At 65.0% G+C, this 23,122-nt stretch carries 22 protein-coding genes; 3 read left to right on the plus strand and 19 right to left on the minus strand.

Annotation, left to right across the window (positions count from 1 at the left end):
* Positions 1 to 6 precede the first annotated feature (6 nt).
* From O4H32_RS11845 to flgB, 8 genes are all read right to left on the minus strand, one after another.
* Entirely contained in the window at positions 7 to 1,152 is a 1,146-nt protein-coding gene (locus O4H32_RS11845) for a flagellar basal body P-ring protein FlgI (RefSeq protein ID WP_269359415.1), read from the minus strand.
* A gap of 4 nt (positions 1,153 to 1,156) precedes the next feature.
* Positions 1,157 to 1,855, minus strand: coding sequence for a flagellar basal body L-ring protein FlgH (locus O4H32_RS11850; protein WP_269359417.1), 699 nt, complete (start codon positions 1,853 to 1,855; stop codon positions 1,157 to 1,159).
* A 6-nt stretch (positions 1,856 to 1,861) separates the two neighbouring features.
* The gene (gene flgG, locus O4H32_RS11855) at positions 1,862 to 2,647 is read right to left on the minus strand and encodes a flagellar basal-body rod protein FlgG (RefSeq protein WP_269359419.1); all 786 of its coding nucleotides are present in this window, start codon (positions 2,645 to 2,647) and stop codon (positions 1,862 to 1,864) included.
* Positions 2,648 to 2,679: 32 nt separating this feature from the next.
* The gene (gene flgF, locus O4H32_RS11860; RefSeq protein WP_269359421.1) at positions 2,680 to 3,429 is read right to left on the minus strand and encodes a flagellar basal-body rod protein FlgF; all 750 of its coding nucleotides are present in this window, start codon (positions 3,427 to 3,429) and stop codon (positions 2,680 to 2,682) included.
* 14 nt (positions 3,430 to 3,443) lie between these two features.
* The gene (gene flgE, locus O4H32_RS11865; protein ID WP_269359423.1) at positions 3,444 to 4,715 is read right to left on the minus strand and encodes a flagellar hook protein FlgE; all 1,272 of its coding nucleotides are present in this window, start codon (positions 4,713 to 4,715) and stop codon (positions 3,444 to 3,446) included.
* Positions 4,716 to 4,783: 68 nt separating this feature from the next.
* The gene (locus O4H32_RS11870) at positions 4,784 to 5,470 is read right to left on the minus strand and encodes a flagellar hook capping FlgD N-terminal domain-containing protein (RefSeq protein ID WP_269359425.1); all 687 of its coding nucleotides are present in this window, start codon (positions 5,468 to 5,470) and stop codon (positions 4,784 to 4,786) included.
* Between the two features lie 11 nt (positions 5,471 to 5,481).
* Positions 5,482 to 5,889 (minus strand): flagellar basal body rod protein FlgC, encoded by a 408-nt coding sequence (flgC, locus tag O4H32_RS11875; RefSeq protein WP_269359427.1) that lies wholly within the window; start codon positions 5,887 to 5,889, stop codon positions 5,482 to 5,484.
* 23 nt (positions 5,890 to 5,912) lie between these two features.
* Positions 5,913 to 6,326: a flagellar basal body rod protein FlgB gene (gene flgB, locus O4H32_RS11880; RefSeq protein ID WP_269359429.1), complete on the minus strand. Its 414-nt coding sequence runs from the start codon at positions 6,324 to 6,326 to the stop codon at positions 5,913 to 5,915.
* A 208-nt stretch (positions 6,327 to 6,534) separates the two neighbouring features.
* Between flgB and flgA the strand changes: the two genes are divergently transcribed.
* From flgA to O4H32_RS11895, 3 genes are all read left to right on the plus strand, one after another.
* Entirely contained in the window at positions 6,535 to 7,233 is a 699-nt protein-coding gene (gene flgA, locus O4H32_RS11885) for a flagellar basal body P-ring formation chaperone FlgA (protein ID WP_269359431.1), read from the plus strand.
* A gap of 82 nt (positions 7,234 to 7,315) precedes the next feature.
* Positions 7,316 to 7,603, plus strand: a complete 288-nt coding sequence (gene flgM / locus O4H32_RS11890; protein ID WP_269359433.1) for a flagellar biosynthesis anti-sigma factor FlgM — start codon at positions 7,316 to 7,318, stop codon at positions 7,601 to 7,603.
* Positions 7,600 to 8,046, plus strand: a complete 447-nt coding sequence (locus O4H32_RS11895) for a flagella synthesis protein FlgN (protein WP_269359435.1) — start codon at positions 7,600 to 7,602, stop codon at positions 8,044 to 8,046. Before flgM ends, O4H32_RS11895 begins: the two co-directional genes overlap by 4 nt.
* A gap of 78 nt (positions 8,047 to 8,124) precedes the next feature.
* Here the strand turns inward: O4H32_RS11895 and flhF are convergent, their stop codons facing one another.
* The 11 genes from flhF to cheA all read right to left on the minus strand — a co-directional run bounded on the left by flhF (position 8,125) and on the right by cheA (position 22,963).
* Positions 8,125 to 10,461 (minus strand): flagellar biosynthesis GTPase FlhF, encoded by a 2,337-nt coding sequence (gene flhF, locus O4H32_RS11900; protein ID WP_269359437.1) that lies wholly within the window; start codon positions 10,459 to 10,461, stop codon positions 8,125 to 8,127.
* Positions 10,458 to 12,572: a flagellar biosynthesis protein FlhA gene (gene flhA, locus O4H32_RS11905; protein ID WP_269359439.1), complete on the minus strand. Its 2,115-nt coding sequence runs from the start codon at positions 12,570 to 12,572 to the stop codon at positions 10,458 to 10,460. The genes flhF and flhA overlap by 4 nt, the downstream gene beginning before the upstream one ends.
* Complete coding sequence (gene flhB / locus O4H32_RS11910) at positions 12,569 to 13,744, minus strand: flagellar biosynthesis protein FlhB (RefSeq protein ID WP_269359441.1); 1,176 nt, start codon at positions 13,742 to 13,744, stop codon at positions 12,569 to 12,571. The genes flhA and flhB overlap by 4 nt, the downstream gene beginning before the upstream one ends.
* Positions 13,745 to 13,833: 89 nt before the next feature.
* Positions 13,834 to 15,384 carry a methyl-accepting chemotaxis protein gene (locus O4H32_RS11915; protein ID WP_269359443.1) on the minus strand — a complete coding sequence of 517 codons (1,551 nt, stop codon included), beginning with the start codon at positions 15,382 to 15,384 and terminating at the stop codon, positions 13,834 to 13,836.
* Between the two features lie 142 nt (positions 15,385 to 15,526).
* On the minus strand, positions 15,527 to 16,171 hold the full coding sequence (gene cheZ, locus O4H32_RS11920) for a protein phosphatase CheZ (protein ID WP_269359444.1): 645 nt from the start codon (positions 16,169 to 16,171) through the stop codon (positions 15,527 to 15,529).
* 13 nt (positions 16,172 to 16,184) lie between these two features.
* Entirely contained in the window at positions 16,185 to 16,568 is a 384-nt protein-coding gene (cheY, locus tag O4H32_RS11925; RefSeq protein ID WP_269359446.1) for a chemotaxis response regulator CheY, read from the minus strand.
* Between the two features lie 65 nt (positions 16,569 to 16,633).
* Positions 16,634 to 17,701 carry a protein-glutamate methylesterase/protein-glutamine glutaminase gene (locus O4H32_RS11930; protein WP_269359557.1) on the minus strand — a complete coding sequence of 356 codons (1,068 nt, stop codon included), beginning with the start codon at positions 17,699 to 17,701 and terminating at the stop codon, positions 16,634 to 16,636.
* A 20-nt stretch (positions 17,702 to 17,721) separates the two neighbouring features.
* A complete protein-coding gene (locus O4H32_RS11935) occupies positions 17,722 to 18,567 on the minus strand; it encodes a CheR family methyltransferase (protein ID WP_269359447.1) in 846 nt (281 codons plus the stop codon).
* Positions 18,568 to 18,594: 27 nt separating this feature from the next.
* Positions 18,595 to 20,334 carry a methyl-accepting chemotaxis protein gene (locus tag O4H32_RS11940; RefSeq protein ID WP_269359448.1) on the minus strand — a complete coding sequence of 580 codons (1,740 nt, stop codon included), beginning with the start codon at positions 20,332 to 20,334 and terminating at the stop codon, positions 18,595 to 18,597.
* A gap of 57 nt (positions 20,335 to 20,391) precedes the next feature.
* Positions 20,392 to 20,889: a chemotaxis protein CheW gene (locus O4H32_RS11945; RefSeq protein WP_269359450.1), complete on the minus strand. Its 498-nt coding sequence runs from the start codon at positions 20,887 to 20,889 to the stop codon at positions 20,392 to 20,394.
* A gap of 25 nt (positions 20,890 to 20,914) precedes the next feature.
* Positions 20,915 to 22,963: a chemotaxis protein CheA gene (gene cheA / locus O4H32_RS11950; protein WP_269359452.1), complete on the minus strand. Its 2,049-nt coding sequence runs from the start codon at positions 22,961 to 22,963 to the stop codon at positions 20,915 to 20,917.
* Positions 22,964 to 23,122: the final 159 nt, after the last annotated feature.

Here is a 23,122-nt window from a genome sequence, read left to right on the forward strand (position 1 = left end):
GCAAACTCAGATCACTTCCAGGTCGGCGCGCAAAGCGCCGGCGCTCTTCAGGTTCTGCAGGATGGACAGCAGATCCTGCGGGGTCGCGCCCAGGGCGTTCAGCGCCCGGACCACGTCGGCCAGATTGGCGCTGGTGGTGACGCGCTTGATGGCGCCGCCTTCGCTGCGCATTTCAATCTGGGTGTTCTGCGTCACCACGGTCTGGCCGCCGCCAAAGGGCGTGTTCGGCTGACTGACCTGCTGTTGCGGGCTGATGGTGACCGACAGGTTGCCGTAGGCGATGGCGGCCTCATCAATGGTGACGGTACGGTTCATGACCACCGAGCCCGTACGAGCGTTGACGACCACCCGGGCGCGGGCGGGCGGCAGGCCGACCTGCAGATTCTCGACCTGGGACAGGAAGGCGAGCTGTGCCTTGGGGTCCGAGGGCGCCCGCAACTCGATGGTGCGGCCATTGACGGCGGTTGCCGTCTGGGCGCCGAATTTGCGGTTGAGCGCCGCCACGACGTTCTGGGCGATGCCGAAGTCGCTGGTGTTCAGTTCCAGGCGTACGACACCGTTCTGCGCATAGGTCGTGGGTACGCCGCGCTCGACAATGGCGCCATCGGGGATGATGCCGCCGTTCAACTGATTGACCTGGACGCTGGCTCCGCCCTGGGACGCGCCAGCGCCACCGACCAGCAGGTTGCCCTGGGCCAGGGCGTAGACCTGGCCGTTGGCGCCCTTGAGCGGCGTCATCAGCAACGTGCCGCCGCGCAGACTCTTGGCGTTGCCCATGGACGACACCACCACGTCCAGGCTCTGGCCCGGCTGGGCGAAAGCGGGCAGGCGCGACGTCACCATGACGGCGGCGACGTTCTTGACCTGCATATTGGTGCCCTGGGGCACGGTCACGCCCAACTGGGACAGCATGTTGGTCAGGCTCTGCTGGGTGAAGGGCGTCTGGCGCACCTGGTCACCGCTGCCATCCAGGCCGACCACCAGGCCGTAGCCGATCAACTGGTTTTCACGCACGCCGGTGAAGGACGCCAGATCCTTGATGCGTTCGGCCTGGGCGGCGCCCAGGGGCAAGAGCGCGCCCAGGCACAGCGCCAGTGCGCCGGCGGCCAGGCGGCGCACGAGGAAGGAAGTCGGAATCAGCGATGCGGCCATGGCGTCAGAACGGGGCGATGTTGAGGAAGAAGCGCTGCAGCCAGCCCATGGTCTGGACCTCGTCCATCACGCCCTTGCTGCGGTATTCGATACGGGCGTCGGCCACCTGGGTGGAGGATACCGTGTTGTTGCCCGTGATCGAACGCGGATCCACCACACCGGAAAAACGAACGTACTCGCTGCCGCGATTGATGGCGATCTGCTTTTCGCCGGCGATTTGCAGGTTGCCGTTGGGCAGCACGCCGATGACCGTGGTCGTCAACGTGCCCGAGAAGACGTTGGTCGCGCTGCTGGAGCCCGTGCCTTTGGACTTATTGCCGCCGGTTGCGTCGAAATTCTGCTTGGCCCCCAGATCGGTGGGCAGGATCGCCGGGGCCAGACCGATGCCCATGGACGCGGAGCCACTACGATCGGTGGTGGTATTGACGTTCTTGGCGGCGTTGGTCTTTTCCTGAATGACGATGGTGACGATGTCGCCCACATTGCGCGGCCGTCGATCCTCGAACAAGGGATAGTTGCCATAGGCGGTGGGCTGATAGATGGACCCATTGGCTTCCGCGGCGGGCAGTGCCGGCGGCGGAGGCGGCGCGGTCAGCGGCCCCGTGACGATGGGTTCGGGCGGCACCAGCGCGCACCCGGACAGGACCAGCGCCAGCGTTGCCGCCCACGCTCCCGCCACACAACGCAATCCCTTCATGGGCATCCTGTATTACAACTGGGTCAGGCGGGCGAGCATCTGATCGGACGTCTGCACCGCCTTGCTGTTCATCTCGAAGGCGCGCTGGGTGGTGATCATGTTCACCAGTTCTTCGGCCACATTGACGTTGGAAGTTTCCACGTAGTTCTGCAACAGGACGCCCGCGCCGTCCAGGCCGGGCTGCAGCAGATTGGCCGGACCCGAGGCGTCGGTCTCCGCGTACAGGTTCTCGCCCATGCTCTGCAGGCCGGTCGGGTTGATGAAGGTCGCCAGTTGCAGCTGGCCGACCTCGACGTTGGTCCCGGTCGCGCCCGGCTGGGTCACGGACACCGTGCCGTCACGCGCGATCGTGATGGACAGCGCGTTGTCGGGAATATTGATGCCCGGCTGGATGGGGTAGCCGCCCGCCGTGACCAGCATGCCGTTCTGGTCACGCTGGATGCTGCCGTCTCGGGTGTAGGTGAAAGAGCCATCGGGCATCTCCACCTGCAGGAAACCATTGCCCTGGATGGCCACGTCCAGCGTATTGCCGGTTTCCTTCAGGTTGCCCTGGGTGTGGATGCGCTCGGTGGCCACGGTGCGCGCACCAGTGCCGATCTGAAGACCCGAAGGAAGCTGATTGGCCGCACCGACGCTGGCGCCGGGCTGGCGCAGGGTCTGATACATCAGATCCTCGAACACGGCCCGGCTGCGCTTGAAGCCCGTGGTGTTGACGTTGGCCAGGTTGTTGGAAATCACATCCATGCTGGTCTGCTGGGTTTCCAGACCAGTCTTGGCGATCCACAGGGAACGTATCATGTCAGTCGTGCCTGTTCAAAGGGGCGGCGGGCTCAGCCCGCCGCCGAAAGAATCGAATTGCCGCGCTCTTCGTTGGTGCTGGCGTTCTTGATGACCTGCATCTGCAGCTCGAACTGGCGGGCGTTGGAAATCATGGCCACCATCGCGGCAGCCGGATTGACGTTGCTTTTCTCGATAAAGCCGGGTGCGATCTTGACCGTCTCGTCCGGCTGGACGGGCTGGCCGCCCGCCGTGCGGAACAGACCATCGTCACCACGCACCAACTGGTCCTTGGGCGGATTGACCAGCTTCAACTGCGCCAGCAGTTGAATGTCGCGCGGATTGTCGCCCGCGCCCAGGGCGCTGATCTGGCCGTCCGTGGCGAACGTCACGCTGCCGCGTTCGGGGATCTCGATGGGACCGCCGTCGGCGGACAACACCGGCAGGCCGGTATGCGTGACCAGTTGATTCTGTTCGTTGACGGCGAATTCGCCTGCCCGGGTATAGGCCTCGCCCTGAGGCGTCTGCACGGCGAACCAACCGTCCCCGGCGATGGCCGCGTCCAGGGCGTGGCCGGTCTCCGCCATGATGCCCTGGCGGAAATGGCTGCCCGGTGTGGAGGCCACGGTGCTGACCCGGGTGGGCAGCTCGCCCGCCTGGGGCACCACCGGCACGGACCGGTAGATCGCCATCTGCTCGCGGAATCCGGTCGTGGCCACGTTGGCCATGTTGTTGGCGATGACCGACTGCTGTTCCAGGATGCGGGCCGCGCCGTTGGAGGCGGTGTAGAGGATGCGATCCATGCCGGGCTATCCGCTTAGCGCAGCGTAATGAGGGTCTGCAGCACCTGGTCCTGCGTCTTGATCGTCTGGGCGTTGGCCTGGTAGGTGCGCTGGGCGATGATCATGTTGACCAGTTCCTGGCTCATGTCCACATTGGACTCTTCCACCGCCTGGCCCTTGATCGTGGCCAAGCCGTTGCTGCCCGGCGTGCCGTAGATCGGCTGGCCGGAATTGGCGGTCTCGGCCCAGGCGTTGCCGCCCACCGGCTGCAGACCCTGCAGGTTGGCGAAGTCGGCCAGGGCCAGCGTACCCATGGTCTGCTTGGCGCCATTGGTGTAGTTGGCGATCAACTCGCCATTGGCGCCGATGGACATGCTGGCGTATTCGCCGGTGGCGTAGCCGTTCTGGACGAAGTCCTGGGAATAACTGCCGCCGAACTGCGTGGAGCCGCCATAGCTGACGTTGATGGCCAGAGGCTGCGCAGCCGCTCCGCCAATGACGGGCACGTTGTAGTTCAATACGTAGTTGGCCGTCGCTGGATCCAACCGGCCTTCCTTATCGAATCGCAGTTGCGCGGCAGGTGGGTAGGAGTTTGCCACCACCGGTACTACCGGAGGCACAACGGCTCCTGTCGCAGCATCCACGATGTTGCCATCCACCTTGATGTAGACATCCCAATTATTGACTTCGTTCGGCGCAACCCCCGTGACCGCCCGTTTGACATAGTACTGCTCAACGGTATGCTGATTGCCCAGCGAATCGTAAACCGTCAGGGGGGTCATCTTGGAGAAGGACTCGCCATCGTTCGGATCAAACGGACGCGCCGCCTCGACAATGACGGTCGCATTGGCATCCACATTGACCTTGTTGGTCAACGTGTTGGTCGCCTGCGGCGCAATGTTGCCCACCGGCACGGTCATGCCGATCAGGTTGGTGCCGCCGGGCGCGTACCCCATCAGTTGCTGGCCCTGGGCGTTGACGATCTTGTGGTCCTTGTCGGCCAGGAACTGGCCGTTGCGGGTGTAGAGCGTGGCGCCGTTGGGCTGGGTCACCACGAACAGGCCCTTGGCCCCGTCGATGGCCATGTCGAACTGATTGCCCGAGGTCGACACGATGCCGGTGGTGAAGCGCTGGTTGATGGACGCGACCTGCACGCCCAGGCCGACGCGCGAGCTGGCGTAGACGTCGGCGAACGTGGCCGATCCGGACTTGAAGCCCACGGTGCCGGAGTTGGCGATATTGTTGCCGATGACGTCCAGGTTTTGCGAGGCGGCGTTCAATCCGCTGAGACCTTGTCCGAAACCCATAAGTGACCTCTTTCAGTGCGTGATGCGTTGATTCGTGGAAAAGCGGCGCGCCAAGCGCCCGCCTTGAATTACATGACCTGCCGGATGTCCAGCAGGGAAATCTTCTGCCCCAGGGCCAGGTTCAGCCTCAGGCCTTCCGATGTATAGGCGATGCTGTTGATGTGACCCGAGGTGAGCGTCCCGGCGGAGACCGGCTGGCCGTTGGCGTCGGAAGCCGCCACCTGCACGGTATAGGCTCCGTCCGGCACGGCCGCGCCTGCGTCGTCCAGACCATCCCAGCTCATGGGATAGACGCCGGCGCCCTGGGCGTCGAGCTCGATCTTGCGCACGGCCTTGCCGGCCGAATCCAGGATCGTGACCGTGGTTTTGGCCGCGCCGGACATCAGATCGATACCGAAGGGCGTGGCGGCCTTGGCGCCCGATTCCTGATCAGTGCCCAGGGAGATTTTCTCGCCCGGATACAGGACGTCCTTGCCGATCAGGCCTGCGGCCTGCAGGGACTGGGACATGTCCATCTGGCCCGACAAGGCCAGCAAGGTGTTGTTCAGGCCCTGGATGCCATTGACCATGGACAGTTGCGCGATCTGCGACGTGACCTCGGCGTTGTCCATGGGGTTCAGGGGATCCTGATTCTTCAGTTGCGTGACCAACAGGGTCAGAAAACGGTCCTGGGTGTCGCCCATCAGATTCTTGGTCTGCGCATTGGCCAGCGCAGAGGCGGTGTTCGAACCGTAGACGTCATTCACGGCGGGCATGGCGGAACTCCTTATTGACCCAGAGTGAGGGTCTTGGCCATCAGCGACTTGGCCGTGTTGATGACTTCCACGTTGGCCTGGTAGGACCGGGATGCGGAAATCATGTTGACGGTCTCGGCGACGACATCGACATTGGGCAGGGTGACATAGCCCTTGGCATCCGCCAGGGGGTTGCCGGGATCGTACTGGATGCGCGGGGGCGCGTTGCTTTCCAGGACCGAGGCGACCCGCACGCCGCCGACGGCCTCGGAACGGGCCGAAGGCGTCATCTGGAACACGACCTGGCGGGCCTTGTAGGGCTGACCATCGGGACCGACGGCGCTTTCGGCATTGGCGATGTTGCTGGCCGACACATTCATGCGCTGGGACTGGGCCGACAGCGCGGAGCCGGCGATCTGGAAGATACTTAAGGTAGACATGGCGATTTCCGTGGCGCGGCCGGTTATTGCTGGATCACGGCCAGCAGGGATTTGATGCGCCCGTTCAGAACCTGAAGGTCCGTCTGGTAGCGCATGGTGTTGTCCGCGAACTGGGTGCGTTCAGTGTCCATTTCAACCGTATTGCCATCCAGGCTGGGTTGGGCCGGCACACGATACAATTCCTCGGCGGGGCCGCTGGTATGCGCGCTGGCCGGGATGTGGCGCGCCGAGGTCAGGGTCAGGGACGTATCCGGCAGTCGCGGCAGGCCGCCGCCTCCCATGGCCTCGCGCAGGGTGGCGTTGAAATCGATGTCGCGCGCCTTGTAATTGGGCGTGTCGGCATTGGCGATATTGGACGCCAGGATTTCCTGCCGCTGCTGGCGCAGGGCCAGGGCTTTCTGATAGAACTCGAAGTCCTTGCCGATTCGATCGATCATGGCTTTACACTGAAACGGATGAGCGGAGTGCGCGCCACCGTGCACCAAATGATCCCCCGACCATTCGCGGCTTTTTCGCACACCGCCATAGTACGGTCCCCGCCAGGGAGATAAACGCCAAAACAAAGCGGGGATTGAAGCCCTATTCATCCGTTGCGGCCCGCCTCCCGGGCGGCCGCCAGCCACCGGCTTCACCTACAATAAACCCATGCGTGCATTTCGATTTCTGTCTTTCCTGCTATTGGCCGCCACCCTGCCGGGCCAGGGGCGCGCCCAGGCGGACCGCCCCGCCCTGCAGGACCCGGCCACCGTCGTCGCCCGGGCCGAAGCGCTGCTGAAGGACCGGGCGGCATCCTGGCCGGGCCGGGCCGTCATCCATGTGGACACGCCGCGCATCGTGAACCAGCCAGCCTGTGAGCGAATGGAGGCCTTCCTGGCCGGATCGGGCCTGCAGCCGCGCACGCCTGTGGGGGTGCGCTGCCTGGCACCGCAACCCTGGACCCTCTACGTGCAGGCCAGCGTCCAGATCCTGGGGACCTATTTCGTGGCTAACCGCCTGATCCGGCGGGACGAGATCCTGAGCCTCGACGACCTCGACACCCGGGAAGGCGACCTGCTGCGCAACCGCCGGTTGATCGGCGACCCCGCCCACATCGTCGGCTGGATCGCCACGCGTCGCATCCGCGCCGGAGGTGCAATCGAATCCGGTGCGCTGCGCGACCCGAACACCATCGAACGCGGCCAGCAGGTCCGCACCGTCGCGCGCGGCGTCGGCTTCGTCGCCAGCGGCGAGGGACAGGCCCTGGAATCCGGCGCCCCGGGCACCCAGATCCAGATCCGCACACCGGGGGGACAGATCATCACCGGGACGGTGATCGACGCCCACACAGTCCAGGTTATGATGTAAGGCAGGGGCCTAAAGAATCCGCCCGGGCCGCCGTTATGAGGGATGCACCAATGATCCATCCCACTCAATCCGGAGACGAGCCTTGAAAATCAACTCCACTTCGTCCAACCCCCTCCTCAACGGGGTGGCCGGGGGAACGCGCGGCGACACGGCTTCCCACGCCGCGTCCGGCTCGGCCGTCAGCAGCCGCACCGCGGTGGATCTCAGCCCCGCCGCCCGCCATCTGGCCGCCCTGAACGACGGCAGCGCCGACGTCCGGTCCGAGCGCGTTCAGCAGATCCGCGATGCACTGATCTCGGGCGAACTGAGAATCGATCCCGGCAAGATCGCCGACGGCCTGCTGGCCAGCGTGCGTGATCTGCTGAAATGAATCCAGGCGACAAACTGCTGCGCTGCGTTCAGGCCCAGTCGGACCTGCTGGATGAGTTCATCCAGGCCCTGGAGGCCGAATCCGCCGCCCTGCTGGACGAACCCTCCAATCTTGCGCTGGCCGAACTGACCCAACGCAAGAACGACTATGCGCAACGTTTGGCCCAACTGGACCAGGATCGTGTGCATATCCTGACAGAGCTGGAACAGAGCGACGATGCCGCCGGCATCGACGCGATCTGCGCCGTCTATCCCGAATTGCGCACGACCTTCGACACATTGTTCGAGCGCGCCGAGCGCGCCGGACGGCTGAACCAGGACAATGGCCAGATCCTGCACACTTTCATGGAACACAATCAGCGCGCGCTGGATACCCTGCATTCCCTGGTCAACCAGGATCTGTACGACGCGCGCGGCCGCCTGCCCCGCCGCCAGCAGCCATAGGCCACGCCATCGCGCACTTTTTGCGACAGGTTCATTGGCAGGCTCCGGACGCTCGCGCAGCGTGGACGCCCTGACGCCCTAATCAGCCAATAATTCCTTCAACGCGTACAGCTTGAGCAACCCTGCATGGGATTGGCGCGACGCGAGCCGATCGGCGGCGCCCAGCATGCGGGCCGCAACCCGGGCCACCGGGGCCAGCGAGGGATCCTGGGCCAGACGCCAGGCCGCCAGTCCCATCTGGGCCGCGAACACCGCCCGGTCGACCAGAGGCTCACGTCCGGCGTCAGCCAGCAGCGGCGCGGCTTGACGCCAGGCCGCATGGCATTCCTGACGCAGCATCAGCGCACGGGCGATCCGCTCAAGGTCGGGCTCCACCGCCATGCCGGCCATGGCATGCCAGACCCTCAGCAAACGACCATCCCGGGGATCCACGGCCCGCAGACTGAAGATCCTCACCGGAAGCGCGGGCTCGCCGCGTGCGCGCAGTTCGGCCCGCCCCGAGGCCGCCCACCAGGCCGGCCGGTCATCCTCCAGACCGGCTGCCGACAGCAAAGGCCAGAACGCCTGCGCGTCCAACGGTTGAAACATCAGCGACTGGACAGCGGCCGACAGGACGCAGGGCTCGTCGTCCAGAAAGATCCGGGCGCGGGGACTGCAGGCGGTCAGCCAATGGCGGCCGCCCGCGCTCAGGGCGCGCAGCAGGGTCTGGCTGCCGCCATCGAACACGTGCAGGACCGCGGTGGGCGCCCCCTCGGTTTCGACTTCGATCTGTCCCCGCAACGCGTCGGCCGCCGAAGGGGCCGTCAACCTGGCGCCCTGGGGCGTATGCCAGCCATCCGCCAGGCCCGCCTGCTGGGTAGCGACAGCCAGCGGCCGGCCCTGCCCGTCGAACCAGGCGGCCCCCAACCAGGCCCCGCGCCGGCCCTGCCAATCCAGGGACTGGCGCGCATGCACGACCAATGCCTGCCCGGTTTCGTCCAGACCACCGTGGGCGACCCGGCGCAGATGGTCGATGGCCTCGGCGGCAGGAGGCAGATCGCCCGCCGCGCGGCTGCGCCACAGATCGTAGGCCTCGGACAACACCGGGTCCTCGTCCTGCAGTGCCACGGCGGCACGCAACTGGTCCATGCCCAGCGCATCGCCCCGCGCCGAACCGGTCAGCAACTGCGGCAGCAGAATCTGCTGGCGGCGCCTTTCGGCGGCGGCGTCCGGACTGTCGGCAGGCTGCGTCATGGACAAAAGAGCGGCCAGGTCGGCCTCGGAGGGCGCATACAAGGTGCGGTTGGCCTGGGCCGGCGCCAGCGCGCGGTCCACGAGATCCGCAGCTGACAGGAACAGCAGGTTTTCCGGGACCTTCTGTCCGTTGGAGACGTAATGGATCGGCAGCTTGTAGCGGATCGCGGTGTCCAGCGCGGCGCCCAGGCGCGAGGCCTCGTCTATCTTGGACACGATGCAGCCACGCAGCGGCGTGCCGCCGTCGCCGGCATAGGACCGGGCGACCTCGTCCAGCGTGTCGCCATGGCTGGCGGCGTTGAGCACCAGCAGGCGTTCAACCTGTCGTCCGGCCCCCGCCAGCAGGGCAGCCTGTTCGTGGATGTAGCGGTCGCGCTGGCTGATGCCGACATTATCGATCAACAAGGTCTGGTCAGGCCGCACAGTCTGCATGACACGGCGCATTTCGTGGACGTCCTGGACGACATGCACCGGCACACGCAGCATCTGACCGTAGATCTTGAGCTGTTCGTGCGCGCCGATCCGGTAGGTGTCGGTCGTCACCAGCACCAGGCTGCCGGGACCGGCGCGGCGCACGCAACGGGCGGCGAGCTTGGCCACCGTAGTGGTCTTGCCCACGCCGGTCGGACCGACGAGGGCCAGCGCCAGGCCGGGTTGCCAGAGGGCATCCTCGGAGGCGAGCACAGGCAGATGGCGGACCAGTTCGTTGCGCGCCCATTGAAGCGCCGCCCGGGTGGCGGCCTGTTCGGGCATGTGCTTGAGCATCGCGCGCAGCAGCGCCGTGCTGAAACCGAAACGCAGCAGACTCTGGAACAGCATGACCGCCTGCGGGGAGCGGCGCAACTGGCTGCCCCACATCAGTTCGTCGATCCGGGTTTCCAGAGACCCCTTGAGCTCGTCGATGGCGCCCATCAAGTCCGCGCCGGGGGGGTGGCGCCCCGCCTCGGCATGCGGCGCGGGGGCCCGGAGGGTTGCGGAGCGGGCCTGCTGGGGGGCGGGCGATGGCTGAGCCGGTGCGGCGGCCGCATCGGCATCCGGCAGGGACGTCTGGTCGGTGGCGAGAATTTCCACCCCGCCGTTGACCCGCTTGTTGGAAATGATGAGTGCGTCGGGCCCCAGCGCGAGGCGCACCTGCCGCATGGCCTCGCGGTTGGTGGCACCGAAGAAACGACTGATGTTCACGCAGGACTCCCGCCAACGACCGCAGTGACCCGAATGATACGCTCTTCAGGTATCTCGGCACTCGAGAGCACCGCCATGTGCGGCAGATGATGGCGCAGGAAGCGCGACAGCGAGGCCCGCAACACCGGCGGCACGACCAGCACGGGTGCGTCACCCCGCTCTTCCTGATCCTGGACGATGCGTCCGACGTCGCCCAGGAGATTTTCCGCCAGACCCGGTTCGAGGGCACCACTGCTGCCCAGGGCTTGCATCAGCACCCGCTCCAGGCGGGCGTCCAGGCCGATGACGCGCAATTCCGTCTCGCCGGCGAACCAGTGCTGAACAATGGCCCGCCCCAGCGCCACCCGGACCTGCGCCAGCAGTTCGTCGAGACTCGGACCCGTATTGGCCGGATTGAGGGCGGCCAGGCGCGGGGCATGCTCGGTGATGGTTTCGAGGATGCTGCGCATGTCGCGGATGGGAACATCTTCGTCGAGCAGGCTGCGCAGCAGATTCTGCAACTGCGGCAGCGTGACGGTCTTGGGCACCAGATCCTCGACCAGCTTGGGCACGTCGCGGGCGACGTGATCCAGCAGTTGCTGGGTTTCCTGGCGGCCCAGCAGCCGTGATCCGTAGCGGTGCATCAGATGGTTCAGGTGCGTGGCCACCACCGTGGCCGTGTCGACCACGGTATAACCGGCGATCTGCGCCTGTTCCCGCAAGGCCGGATCGATCCAGAACGCGGGCAGACCGAAGGCCGGATCCTTGGTTGGCGTGCCCTGGATGGGCCCTGTCACGCCACCCGGATCGATGGCCAGCCATTGCCCGGTCTGCGCCACGCCGCGCCCGACCTCCACGCCGAACAACAGGATGCGATAGTCCGTGGGCTTGATTTCCAGATTGTCGCGAATGTGCACGACCGGGGGCAGAAAGCCCATTTCCTGGGCGAATTTCTTGCGCAGGCTGCGGATGCGGTGCAGCAGTTCGCCGTTCTGCTGATGATCCACCAGGGAAATCAGACGATAGCCGACTTCCAGACCCAGCGGATCGACGGGAGCCACATCGTCCCAGCTGGCTTCGGCGGCGGCGGCCACGGCGGCCGCCTGTTCCTGGCCCGGGTCGGCGGCGGCGGCCTGGAGATCGCGCTGCTGTCGCTGGAGCAACAGCCAGCCGCCTCCACCGATGATGGCCGCCAGCAGCAGGAAAGCTACATGCGGCATGTTGGGAATCAGGCCCATCAGCGTCAGGATCCCGGCGGTGATGAACATCACGTTGGGGTTGGAAAACAACTGCCCGATCATCTGCTGACCGACGTCGCGGTCGTCGGCCACGCGCGACACCACCACGCCGGCCGCAGTGGAAATCACCAGCGCGGGGATCTGCGCCACCAGGCCGTCGCCGATGGTGAGCAGCGTGTAGACAGTGCCCGCGTCGGAAGCCGACAGGCCATGCTGGGCCATGCCGACGATCAGGCCGCCGATGATGTTGATCACCATGATCAGCAAACCGGCCACAGCGTCGCCGCGCACGAACTTGCTGGCGCCGTCCATGGCGCCGTAGAACTCGGCCTCCTGGGAGACTTCGGCGCGGCGCCGGCGGGCCTCGTCCTCGCCGATCAGGCCGGCGTTCAGGTCGGCGTCGATGGCCATCTGCTTGCCGGGCATGGCGTCCAGGGTGAAGCGCGCGCCGACTTCGGCGATACGGCCCGCGCCCTTGGTGATCACGGTGAAATTGATGATCACCAGGATGATGAACACCACGATGCCGACGGCGAAATTGCCACCCACCAGAAAGTGTCCAAAAGCCTCGATGACCTGGCCGGCGGCGTCCGGCCCCTTGTGGCCGTTGAGCAGCACCACCCGGGTGGAGGCGACGTTCAGGGACAGGCGCAGTAACGTGGCGAACAGCAGCACCGAGGGGAAAGCGGCGAAATCCAGTGGCTTGCGGGTGAACATGGCCACCAGCAGGATCATCACCGACAGGGAAATATTGAAGGTGAACAGCAGGTCCAGGATGAATGGCGGCAGCGGCAGGATCATCATGGCCAGGACCATGAGGATCAGCACGGGGCCGGCCATCAGGCGGGCATGCCCGGAGCCGTGAGTCTTGAGAAAATCCAGAAAACTGTTCATGAGGCGGGGGTCAGGGCCTGTTCGGAGCCTTGTTGCAGGCCTTGTTGCGGATCGAGTTCGGGGGGCACACGCAGGTCCTGCGGCGCCTGCGGCAGTGTACCCGAGCCCTGCCGCCAGTTGCGCAGCTGGTAGACCCAGGCCAGGACCTCGGCCACGGCGGCGTAGAGTGCGACGGGGATTTCCCGATCGAGCTCGACGTGATGGTAAAGGGCGCGCGCCAGCGGCGGGGCTTCAAGCCGGGCCACGCCATGCCGGTCCGCAATTTCACGGATCTGCGCGGCGATCAGGCGGGTGCCCTTCGCCACGACCACGGGCGCCCCGCCCTGCCCTTCGCGATAGCGCAAGGCCACGGCATAGTGGGTCGGGTTGGTGACGACCACATCGGCCTCGGGCACGGCACTCATCATGCGCCGCCGCGCCATGGTGCGCTGCTGCTGGCGGATGCGGCCCTTGACATGGGGATCGCCGTCGCTGTCCTTGTGCTCCTGCTTGACGTCTTCCTTGGACATGCGCAGTTGCTTGGCATGGTTCCAGAGCTGCCAGGGCACATCGATCAACACGATGATGATCAACGACGAGGCGATCAGCAGGCAGCACAGCGCGGTCAGGTCCAGCCCGCGCGCCAGCGCCTCGGTGGGCGCCATGCGGGACAGGGCCAGCATATCGTCCCGGTAGGCCCAGATGACTTTGACGCCAATGAAGCCGACCAGCCCCGCCTTGGCCAGCGTCTTGATCAGCTCGATCAGGGTCTGCATGGCGAACAGGCGCTTGATGCCCGGCAATGGATTGAGCCGCTCGAATTTGGGCTCCAGGGCTTTGGACGAAAGCAGGAACCCCCCCAGCGCCACCGAAGAAAAGATGCCGATCACCAGCAGCAGGGCCATGAACGGCAATACGATCAGCAGACCATGCCAGGCGGATTCGCCGGCGACATCGAGCATGACCTGGGGATCGCGCGCGATCCGGGTATCGAACCACAGGCCGCTGAACAGAATGCCGCGCAGGGTGCGGAAAATCGAGTCGCCGCCGAGCCACAAGGCTCCGATGCCACCGATCAGGGCCATGAAGGTGCCCAGCTCGCGCGAACGCGCGACCTGCCCCTCCTCGCGCGCCTTCTGGAGGCGCCGTGGAGTCGCTGCTTCTGTTTTTTCGAGATCGCTATCCTGGGCCATGCTCAGCCGACGACAATGCAGACAGCCTGGATTGTAGTGTTCAGGCCATCGGGGCGAAGCACGGATAAAAGCGCATTAGGCGCGGTAATTCAAAGGCTTGCAAGCTGTGCCGTGGCGGCGGGCGAAGACGCGGGGGACAGGCTCTGCTCGAACTGCAAATAATCCAGGCCGATGCGCACGGCCCCCCAGCGCGCGCCGTCCAGATCCAGGGGCACGGACACATCGGTGATGATCTCCCCGGTATCGCGCATGTAGGTCTGGCACAGCACGCCGCCCCGATTGCCGATCGCGCCCTGGCTGATCTGGTCGTCGAACAGGCGCTTGTCGCGCACATGCAGGGTGTCGTGCGCCACGTCTCCGGTGGGTGGTCGGGAATAACGGCGGTTGTGCGTCGGCGCATAGCCGTTCATATCCACCAGGATCGCATAATAGCCATGCGGCACCTGGTCCAGCACGGTGTCCAGGATGCCCTGCAGGGCTTCATCGATGGCCTGGTCGTATGCCACATGGTAGCGAGGCGGCTGACTGCCGGGAATCTGGCGGTAGGCTTTGTCGAAGACGTCCAGACCATCGGCCCGGGCCCGACGCAGCAGCCCGGCGCATCGATCGCGCAATTGACCGAGGCGGGCCGCCAGATCGTCGAAGGGCGTGGCGCCGGTGCGCCAGGCGGCCAGCATTTCCTGCAAGCTTTCGGTCTGGGTGCGCACGCCGTGCACTTGCTCGCGCATGGACTGCATGCGCTGGCGCAGAATGGCGCTGTGATCGGCGATGCGGCCAATGGACCGGCTCATGTCCTGGTTGGTCTGGTTAACCTGGGCGACATGATCGGCCACACCATCCAGCTGTGCGCCCACGCTCCCCAATTCCCGCACGAGGCCATCGAACTGCCCGGCGAAATCGTCCACGAGACGATCGGACGCGCGCATGTCGGCATGGATGGACTGGCTCTGCCGTTCAGTGTCGGAAACGAGGCCGAGGATTTCCCCGGTATGCTGGACGATATCGCCGGTGGCCGCGTTGACGCGTTCGGCCAGCTTGCCGACCTCGCTGGCGACCACGGCGAAGCCCCGGCCGGCCTCTCCGGCACGGGCGGCCTCGACCCCCGCGTTCAAGGCCAGCAAATGCGTCTGCAGGGCGATATCCTTGATCAGGCGGCTGGTGTCTTCGACCGAGCGCGCCCGATGGCTGAGTTGGGCGATGACCTCGGAAAAAGACTGCATCTGGGTCGTTACCCGGGCCACCCGTCGGTGCAGATCGGCCAGTTGCTCCTGGGTGGAGCGCAGCCCCCCGAGCTGCTGGCGAAACACATCGGCGGCGCCAGCCACGGTGTCGTTGGTCTGTTGCGACAGGCTGGCGATCTGGGTGCCCTGGGCCGACAGGCCTTCGGCTTCGCGGGCCTGCTCGTCGGCCATGGTCTCACAGGCCTGCGTGTGCGCCTGCAGACGGGCTGCATTGATGGCGATGCGGATACTGGACTGGCGCATGACGACAAAGCGTTCGCGCAAAGCCCCCAGGAAACGGCCGACCGGCAGGGCCAGGGGACTGAGCGTCCAGGCCCGGTCATTCAGTGTGGCCCGACCCCGGCGCAACTGGCGGATCAGGCGCCCCAGCCCCAGAGTTCTTCCGCGCGTATTGGACATGCTGCCTCCCCTGTGAAGAAAGGGCCGGTGCCGGCCATGAACTCCCCGAGCATTCCCTGACCCGGGTCGGCTCATATTGAGTTTCAAAGCTTACGCGGGACTTACATTTTCCCCATTGTCACATTGTCGAGGGAAAACCCCATCAGAATCCAAGGCTCGCCAGCAGGTCGTCGACCTGATCCTGATTGGTGACCACGTCGCTCTTGCCAGAGGCATTGACCACCGGACCATTGAGCAGAGATTTGGTTTCCTCCCGCTTTTCCTGGGGCACGTTGTCGATCAGCACCTGAACCAGTTCGGTCTCGATGGCGCCAATCACGCCCAGCATCCTCATGATCACCTGGCCGGTCAGGTCCTGGAAATCCTGGGCCATGATGATTTCCATCAGGCTGTTCTGCGAAGCCTGGGTCTTCTCGGGGACATCCTTCAGGAAAGCCCGCGTATCGTCCACCAGCGTGCGCGCCTGGTCGAGTTCGACCGGATGATCGAACCAGTCCTGCCAGCGGGCGTCCAGCGCTTTGGCATCGCGCTGCATCGAATCCTGCAAGGGCTGGGTCTGCTCGGCCGCGTTGAGCACCCGGTTGGCCGCCTGCTCGGTCATCTGGGCCACGTAGTGCAAGCGATCGCGAGCGTCGGGGATGGCGTGTGCGGCGTCCTTGATGGCCTGATCCAGGCCCAGCTCCCGCATGCTCACGCGCAACGTGCGGGTGAGCTGTGCGATCCGCTGGATCAGATCCAACGAAGGTTCTTCGAAATCCTGTTGGCCGGAAGATTGATCCGTCGTCATGATGCGCCTCCGGTCAGAGTTTCTCGAAGATCTTGTTCAGTTTCTCTTCCAGGGTCGCGGCCGTGAAGGGCTTGACCACGTAGCCGTTGGCACCGGCCTGGGCCGCCGCGATGATGTTTTCCTTCTTGGCCTCGGCCGTGACCATCAGCACGGGCAGGCTGGCCAGGTTGGGGTCCGCACGGATGTTCTGCAACATGGTCAGCCCGTCCATATTGGGCATGTTCCAGTCCGACACCACGAACTCGAAGCCGCCATTGCGCAATTTTTCCAGCGCCTGGGCGCCGTCCTCGGACTCGTCGACGTTCTCGAAACCCAGGTCCTTGAGCAGGTTCTTGACGATCCGCCGCATGGTGGGGAAGTCGTCGACGACCAGGATTTTCATCGTTTTCTGTACCACGGATCACTCTCCAATCAATAAAAAAAGCAGGGTATTCGGGTACCCGATGCCGCTGTTCAAATTCGTCAGACCCGGTTCCCGAAGGCCCCGGCGCTTTTCAGGATACGTTCGCTGAGATCATCCAGGGGAACGGCCTCTTCGGCTGCGCCGATCAGCAGCGCCTCGCGCGGCATGCCGAAGACGACACAACTCGCCTCGTCCTGGGCGAAGGTGCGCGCCCCCGCCTGGCGCATCGCCAGCAGCCCCTGGGCGCCATCTTTGCCCATGCCGGTCAGGATAACGCCAATGGCGTTCTTGCCGGCGACCTGGGCCGCCGAATGAAACAGCACATCCACGGACGGCCGGTGGCGGTTCACGGGATCGCTGTATTCGAGCTTGACCACATAATTGGCGCCCGAGCGGGCGAGTTTCATGTGGGCCACGCCGCCCGGGGCCAGATAGACATGGCCCGGAAGCACCCGCTGGCCATCCTCGGCCTCGTGGACCTGCACGGCGCAAAGACCGTCCAGACGCTGCACGAAGGACTTGGTGAACCCAGCCGGCATGTGCTGCGTGATCATGATCGCCGGGCTGTTGGCCGGCAAGGGTTCGAGCACATGGCGGATGGCCTCGGTCCCGCCCGTCGACGAGCCGATCATGACGAGTTTCTCGGTCGTGGAGAAATTGCCTGACAGCCGCGGCCGCTTGGCCTCGCCGCCTGGCTGGGCCGGACGCGGGCGCAGGCGGGCGTGGGCGGCGGCGCGGATCTTGTCGGCGATCATGTCGCCATAGTCCATCAGGCCGTCGCGCAGGCCGAGCCTGGGCTTGGTGACGAAATCGACCGCGCCCAGTTCCAGCGCCCGGATGGTGACCTCGGAGTTGCGTTCGGTCAGCGAGGACACCATGACCACCGGCATGGGGCGCAGGCGCATCAACCGTTCGAGAAAATCCAGGCCGTCCATGCGCGGCATCTCGACGTCCAGGGTCAGCACGTCGGGATTGTGCTGCTTGATGAGCTCGCGCGCGATGAGCGGGTCGGGCGCGGTGGCCACGACCTCCAGGTCGGGATGAGCGTTGATGATTTCCGTCATCAGACTGCGCACCAGGGCGGAATCATCGACGCACAGCACGCGGATTTTCTTGTTGACGGCCATTTTCAGCGACACTCCCCGGATCAGGCGACGGAATAGACCGTCTGCCCCTGAAGGCGCAGGGATTTGGTCAGATAGGTGAAGTTTTCCGAATGGCCCGCGAACATCAGGCCGCCCGGCTTGAGCAAGGGCACGAAGCGCTCCAGGATCCGGGTCTGGGTTGGCTTGTCGAAATAAATCATGGTGTTGCGGCAGAAGATCGCGTCGAATTTCTGGGTCATCGGCCAGCTGGGCGCCACCAGATTCAGTTCCTCGAAGGTCACCAGATTGCGGATCGCCGGCTTGACCATGGCCATGCCGGCCTGACGCCCCGCACCACGCAGAAAATAGCGCCGCAGGAATTCGGGCGGCACGGGCTTGACGCGGTCCAGCGTGTAGACGCCCTTGCGGGCCTGGGCCAGTGCCTGGGTGTCGATGTCCGTGGCAAGTACGGAGATTCCCGCCTCGGACTGACCACAGGCATCGTGCAGGGTCATGGCCAGGGTGTAGGGTTCCTCGCCGGTGGACGAGGCGCAGCACCAGACGGAGATCGGCTTGCGGCGGGTGCGCACGAAATCGGCCAGGATGCGGAAATGATGCTGCTCACGAAAAAACGCCGTGTGGTTGATCGTGAAGGCGCTGACGAAGCGGTCCCATTCGTCGGCCTGTGGATTCTGTTCCAAGTAGTCCAGGTAAGCGCGCACCGTGGCAGAGCCGGCATGATGGGCCCGCAGGCCCAAGGTGCGGGCGGCCATGTCCTTTTTGTGATCGCCGAGAATGATGCCCGCCCGCCGATGCAGCACCTGTACCGCGCGCGACAGATCGGCCGCGTCGGCCTTGGGCAGGGCCGGCTGCGAGAAATAAGAAGCGGAGGGCGCATCGTGGATCATGATGGTGTCGTCACGGGGAGACCGGAATCAGGCCTGCCCCAGCGCCAGGGCCGGTTGGCCGGCGCGCGGAGTATAGCCCAGTTGACCGCCCTGGACATCGATCACCTGACCGCCTTCCTGGAGACGGAAAGCGGCGACCGCCTCACTGAGATGCTCGGCCTGCTCCTGCAGCGAGCCGGCGGCGCTGGCGGCTTCCTGGACCAGGGCTGCGTTCTGCTGCACGACATGATCCATGTCATTGACGGCCGAGTTGATCTGGCTGATACCGTCGGCCTGCTCGCGGGACGCCGAGGAAATTTCGTTCATGATGGCCGTGACACCTTGCACCGACTGGACAATTTCGCCCATGATCCGTCCGGCGTCCTGGACACGCTCCGACCCCTCGCGAACCCGCACCACGGAATCGTCGATCAACCCCTTGATTTCCTTGGCTGCCTGCGAGCTGCGCTGGGCCAACGACCGGACTTCGCCTGCCACGACGGCGAAACCCTTGCCCTGTTCGCCCGCGCGGGCGGCCTCCACCGCCGCATTCAAGGCCAGGATATTGGTCTGGAAAGCGATCCCGTCGATCACACTGACGATCTCGGCGATCTTGCTCGAACTCTGGGTAATGCCGGTCATGGTCTCGGCCACGCTGGTGACGGCCACTCCGCCGCGCTGGGCCACGTCCGCCGCCTTCTTGGCGAGCTGGTCGGCCTGGGCGGCATGGTCGGAATTCTGGCGCACGGTGCTGGCCAGCTGTTCCATGCTGGCGGCGGTCTGTTGCAGGGACGCCGCCTGCTGCTCGGTGCGGCCGCTGAGGTCCGTATTGCCGGCGAAAATTTCCTGGGAGCCCAGACGGATCTCGCCCACACCATTGCGGACCGTGGACACCATGCGCACCAGGCTTTCCTGCATGCGCTGCATCGCCAGGTAGAGCACGCCGATCTCATTGCTCGACGGCACCTGGATGGCCTCGGTGAGGTCTCCCGCCGCGATCCGGTCGAAATGCCTGCCCGCCAAGCGCAGCGGGCGCAACACCACGCGCTGCAGGAACAGATAGGCGGCCACGGCGAACAACAGGGCCACGCCCATGGACACGCCCACGATCAGGATCACCAGGCGCAGGTGCGCGGCCTCGTCCGCCACCGCCTGGTCGGTCAGATCCTGCTGGTGCTGCTTGAGCGCCTGGACGGCCTGCTCGAACTTGCGCTCCACCGGCTCGACGCTCCCGGACTGCAACGTTTCGTACTGCTCGATATTGCCAGCCTTGAGCTGCTTCAGCACGGACGGCAACTCCTTGTCGAGCAGCTGGGTATAAATCTGGATGATCTGTTCGATCTGACGCCCTTGCTCGCCGTCGGTCATGTGCGCCTCGGCGACCGTGCGGAACCGTCCGAGAGACTCGCGCGCCTGCACCAGGCGTTGCTCGACCAGGGAGATCAAGGCCCGGGAACTGTCGCTGAGCCCATTGGCACCGCCGGACTGGCCGTCCGTGGCCCATTCGGACAGGATGGCGCTGTTGGCCAGATCGCTGTTGACGACGATACTGCCCAGGGTGCGCCCCATCAGCACCTGGATCGTGCGGTAGCGGTCGACGGACTCGTCCAGCAGACTGACTGCCTCGTCGTCGGCGCTGATTTCCTGCAATGCATCATTGTTCATCTTCAGGGACAGCACGCCCAGCAGCGCCCCCGAGATCAGCATGAAGAAGAAAAAAACGAGCACCAGAATCAGACTGGTGCGGACTTTGAGCGCGCCGATGAGGGATTTTCCGCCTGATTGCATGAGATTGGACTCAGTGAATGGAACCCGCAGAGGGTATGAGACAGAGAAGCCGCCCGATCAGGCGACCGCGTCCTCGACCAGTGCCATTTCTTCGCTGGTCATGAGTTTTTCAATGTCCACCAGGATGAGCATGCGCTCGCCGACGGTGCCGATGCCCGTCAGGTGCTCGGTGGAAAACGCCGAACCGAACTGCGGGGCCGCACTGATCTGCGACGTTTGAAGGATCAACACATCGGACACGCCGTCGACCACCACCCCCACCACGCGGGAACGGACGTTGAGGATCACCACCACGGTCTGCGAGGTGTATTCCGCATTGTCCATGTTGAACTTCAACCGCAGATCGACGATGGGCACGATCACGCCGCGCAGATTGGTGACGCCCTTGACGAAGGACGGCACGTTGGCGATGCGCGTGACGGTCTGGCTGTCGTAGCCCCGGATCTCCTGCACCTTGAGGATGTCGATCCCGTATTCCTGATTGGCCAGGGTGAAGATCAGGAATTCCTTGCCCTGGGTTTCTCCCTGCGCCTGCGTGGGGGTGGCTTGATTCATGATGGCTCCGGATGGGTGTGGAGGGTCAGGCGGCCGCGCCGGCCCGCAACGAAGTGGTGCGCCGCAGGGCGAACACGTCAACGATCAAGGCCACGCTGCCGTCGCCCAGGATCGTGGCGGCCGAGATGCCCGGCACCTTGCGATAGTTGGTTTCGAGATTCTTGACCACGACCTGATGCTGGCCGATGAGATGATCCACCATCAGGGCGAAGCGCTGGTCCTCCGCCTGGAGAATGACGGCGATGGCCCGGGTCAGATCGGTTTCAGCCTGACCCACGTTGAAGACTTCGTGCAGCGCGACGATGGGCAGATACTCGCCGCGCACGTGCAACACCTGCTCGGTCTCGGAAATGCGATGGATCTGATCATCAGTGGCCTGCATGGACTCGGTGACATGGGACAGCGGCAGAATGAAGGTTTCCTCGCCGACCTTGACCGACATGCCGTCCAGGATGGCCAGCGTCAAGGGCAGCACGATGCGGGTGGTGGTGCCTTCGCCCTTGCGCGAGGAGAGCTGCACATGACCCCCCATGCTCTGGATATTGCGCCGCACCACATCCATCCCGACCCCCCGGCCGGAAATGTCGGTGACCTTTTCCGCCGTGGAGAAGCCTGGCGCGAAGATCAATTGCCACAGCTCGTCGTCGGGGGTCGCCTCGGAAACCGGGAAACCGGAGGCGATCGCCTTTTTCAGGATCCGCTCGCGATTCAGGCCGGCGCCATCGTCGATCACATCGATGATGATCTGGCCGCCGTTGTGCTGCGCCGACAGAATCAGCGTGCCCTCCGGATCCTTGCCCTGGGCGATGCGGGCGTCCGGTGTTTCCAGGCCGTGGTCCAGACTGTTGCGCACCAGATGGGTCAGCGGATCGATGATCCGTTCGATCAGGCTCTTGTCGAGCTCGGTCGCCTGGCCCTTGGTGACCAGACGGATGCGCTTGCCCAGCTTGGTGGCGTTTTCCCGCACCACACGCGGAAAACGGCTGAAGACGTAATCCATCGGCATCATGCGGATGGACATCACGGCCTCCTGGAGATCGCGCGCATTGCGTTCCAGTTGCTCGATGCCATTGAGCAGGCGATCGTGCAGCACCGGATCCAGCGTCTGTGACGTCTGCAGCAGCATGGCCTGGGTGATGACGAGCTCTCCCACCAGGTTGATGATCTGGTCGACTTTTTCCACGCCCACGCGGATGGTGCCGCTTTCCTTGGGTTTGGCGGCCTTGGACCCGCTGGCGCCCCCGGAGGGGGCGGCGGATTCGGCCGCGTCACGGGAACCGGACGGCTCCGGCGCTTCCTGGGTGGCGGCGGGGGTTTCGCTCACCGCCGGTGCCGGCGCGTGTTCCGCCGCGGGCGCTTCGACGGCGGCCGTCGCGCCCGGCAAGGCCTCGCGGACGACGGAGACCTGGTCCGCATTCACAATGAAGCAGCAGACGGCTTCGAGATCGTCGGCCGACGTGGTGGTGTGCAGCCATAGCGACAGATCGCCGCCTTTCTGATCGCGATGCAGGATCTGGCCCATGAGGGCCATTTCATTGACGAGGGACTCGACGTCCTTGTCCTGGATGCGGCTGATCCGGACGTGGACCGGCAGGTCGCCCGACGGCGCGTCCGCGCCGGCCTGGGATGGCGGAGCCGAGGACGCCGGAGCCGGAGCCGGGGCACCGCCTTGCTGCTGCTCCAGGGCAAGTTGACGCAGTTGAGCGCAGATCCGTTCGTACACCTGCTGATCGGGCTTTTCCGAACCGCGATAGGCGGCGACTTGGTCGGTCAACACGTCCTTGGTCTCCAGAAAGAGGTCGATCATGTCCTGGCGCAAGGGCATTTCCCCATGACGGATCAGATCCAGCAGGTTTTCCAGCAAGTGCGTGGTCTTGGCCAACTCCTCGAAGCAACCGAAGGTGCCCGCCCCGCCCTTGATGGAATGCGCGGCGCGGAAGATGCCGTTGAGCACATCCGGATCCGGCTGTTCCAGATCGAGATTCAGCAACTGCTGCTCCATATTGGTCAGCAGTTCATCGGCCTCGTCGAAGAACGTATCGAAAAACTCACTCAGGTCCACGCCTGCACTCATGATCCATCCTCACCCTGGATTGCCGGACGCGCCGACCGGGGGAACCACCGGCGCACTGTTGGATTGCCCCGCTGAAGGGGATACGGTCGTCGCGCCCTGCCCTGGAACCGTACCCGCGGCGGGGGCGGAAACAGCGGGCGCCGGCGGGACGGCCGGCGC

Source organism: Castellaniella denitrificans (assembly GCF_027214045.1).
GTDB lineage: Bacteria > Pseudomonadota > Gammaproteobacteria > Burkholderiales > Burkholderiaceae_B > Castellaniella > Castellaniella denitrificans_A.

Coding starts and splice junctions, on each gene's coding strand:
- O4H32_RS11845 (WP_269359415.1), bottom strand. CDS start 1,152: ATGGCCGCATCGCTGATTCCGACTTCCTTCCTCGTGCGCCGCCTGGCC.
- O4H32_RS11850 (WP_269359417.1), bottom strand. CDS start 1,855: ATGCCCATGAAGGGATTGCGTTGTGTGGCGGGAGCGTGGGCGGCAACG.
- flgG (WP_269359419.1), bottom strand. CDS start 2,647: ATGATACGTTCCCTGTGGATCGCCAAGACTGGTCTGGAAACCCAGCAG.
- flgF (WP_269359421.1), bottom strand. CDS start 3,429: ATGGATCGCATCCTCTACACCGCCTCCAACGGCGCGGCCCGCATCCTG.
- flgE (WP_269359423.1), bottom strand. CDS start 4,715: ATGGGTTTCGGACAAGGTCTCAGCGGATTGAACGCCGCCTCGCAAAAC.
- O4H32_RS11870 (WP_269359425.1), bottom strand. CDS start 5,470: ATGCCCGCCGTGAATGACGTCTACGGTTCGAACACCGCCTCTGCGCTG.
- flgC (WP_269359427.1), bottom strand. CDS start 5,889: ATGTCTACCTTAAGTATCTTCCAGATCGCCGGCTCCGCGCTGTCGGCC.
- flgB (WP_269359429.1), bottom strand. CDS start 6,326: ATGATCGATCGAATCGGCAAGGACTTCGAGTTCTATCAGAAAGCCCTG.
- flgA (WP_269359431.1), top strand. CDS start 6,535: ATGCGTGCATTTCGATTTCTGTCTTTCCTGCTATTGGCCGCCACCCTG.
- O4H32_RS11895 (WP_269359435.1), top strand. CDS start 7,600: ATGAATCCAGGCGACAAACTGCTGCGCTGCGTTCAGGCCCAGTCGGAC.
- flhA (WP_269359439.1), bottom strand. CDS start 12,572: ATGAACAGTTTTCTGGATTTTCTCAAGACTCACGGCTCCGGGCATGCC.
- flhB (WP_269359441.1), bottom strand. CDS start 13,744: ATGGCCCAGGATAGCGATCTCGAAAAAACAGAAGCAGCGACTCCACGG.
- O4H32_RS11915 (WP_269359443.1), bottom strand. CDS start 15,384: ATGTCCAATACGCGCGGAAGAACTCTGGGGCTGGGGCGCCTGATCCGC.
- cheZ (WP_269359444.1), bottom strand. CDS start 16,171: ATGACGACGGATCAATCTTCCGGCCAACAGGATTTCGAAGAACCTTCG.
- O4H32_RS11930 (WP_269359557.1), bottom strand. CDS start 17,701: ATGGCCGTCAACAAGAAAATCCGCGTGCTGTGCGTCGATGATTCCGCC.
- O4H32_RS11935 (WP_269359447.1), bottom strand. CDS start 18,567: ATGATCCACGATGCGCCCTCCGCTTCTTATTTCTCGCAGCCGGCCCTG.
- O4H32_RS11940 (WP_269359448.1), bottom strand. CDS start 20,334: ATGCAATCAGGCGGAAAATCCCTCATCGGCGCGCTCAAAGTCCGCACC.
- O4H32_RS11945 (WP_269359450.1), bottom strand. CDS start 20,889: ATGAATCAAGCCACCCCCACGCAGGCGCAGGGAGAAACCCAGGGCAAG.
- cheA (WP_269359452.1), bottom strand. CDS start 22,963: ATGAGTGCAGGCGTGGACCTGAGTGAGTTTTTCGATACGTTCTTCGAC.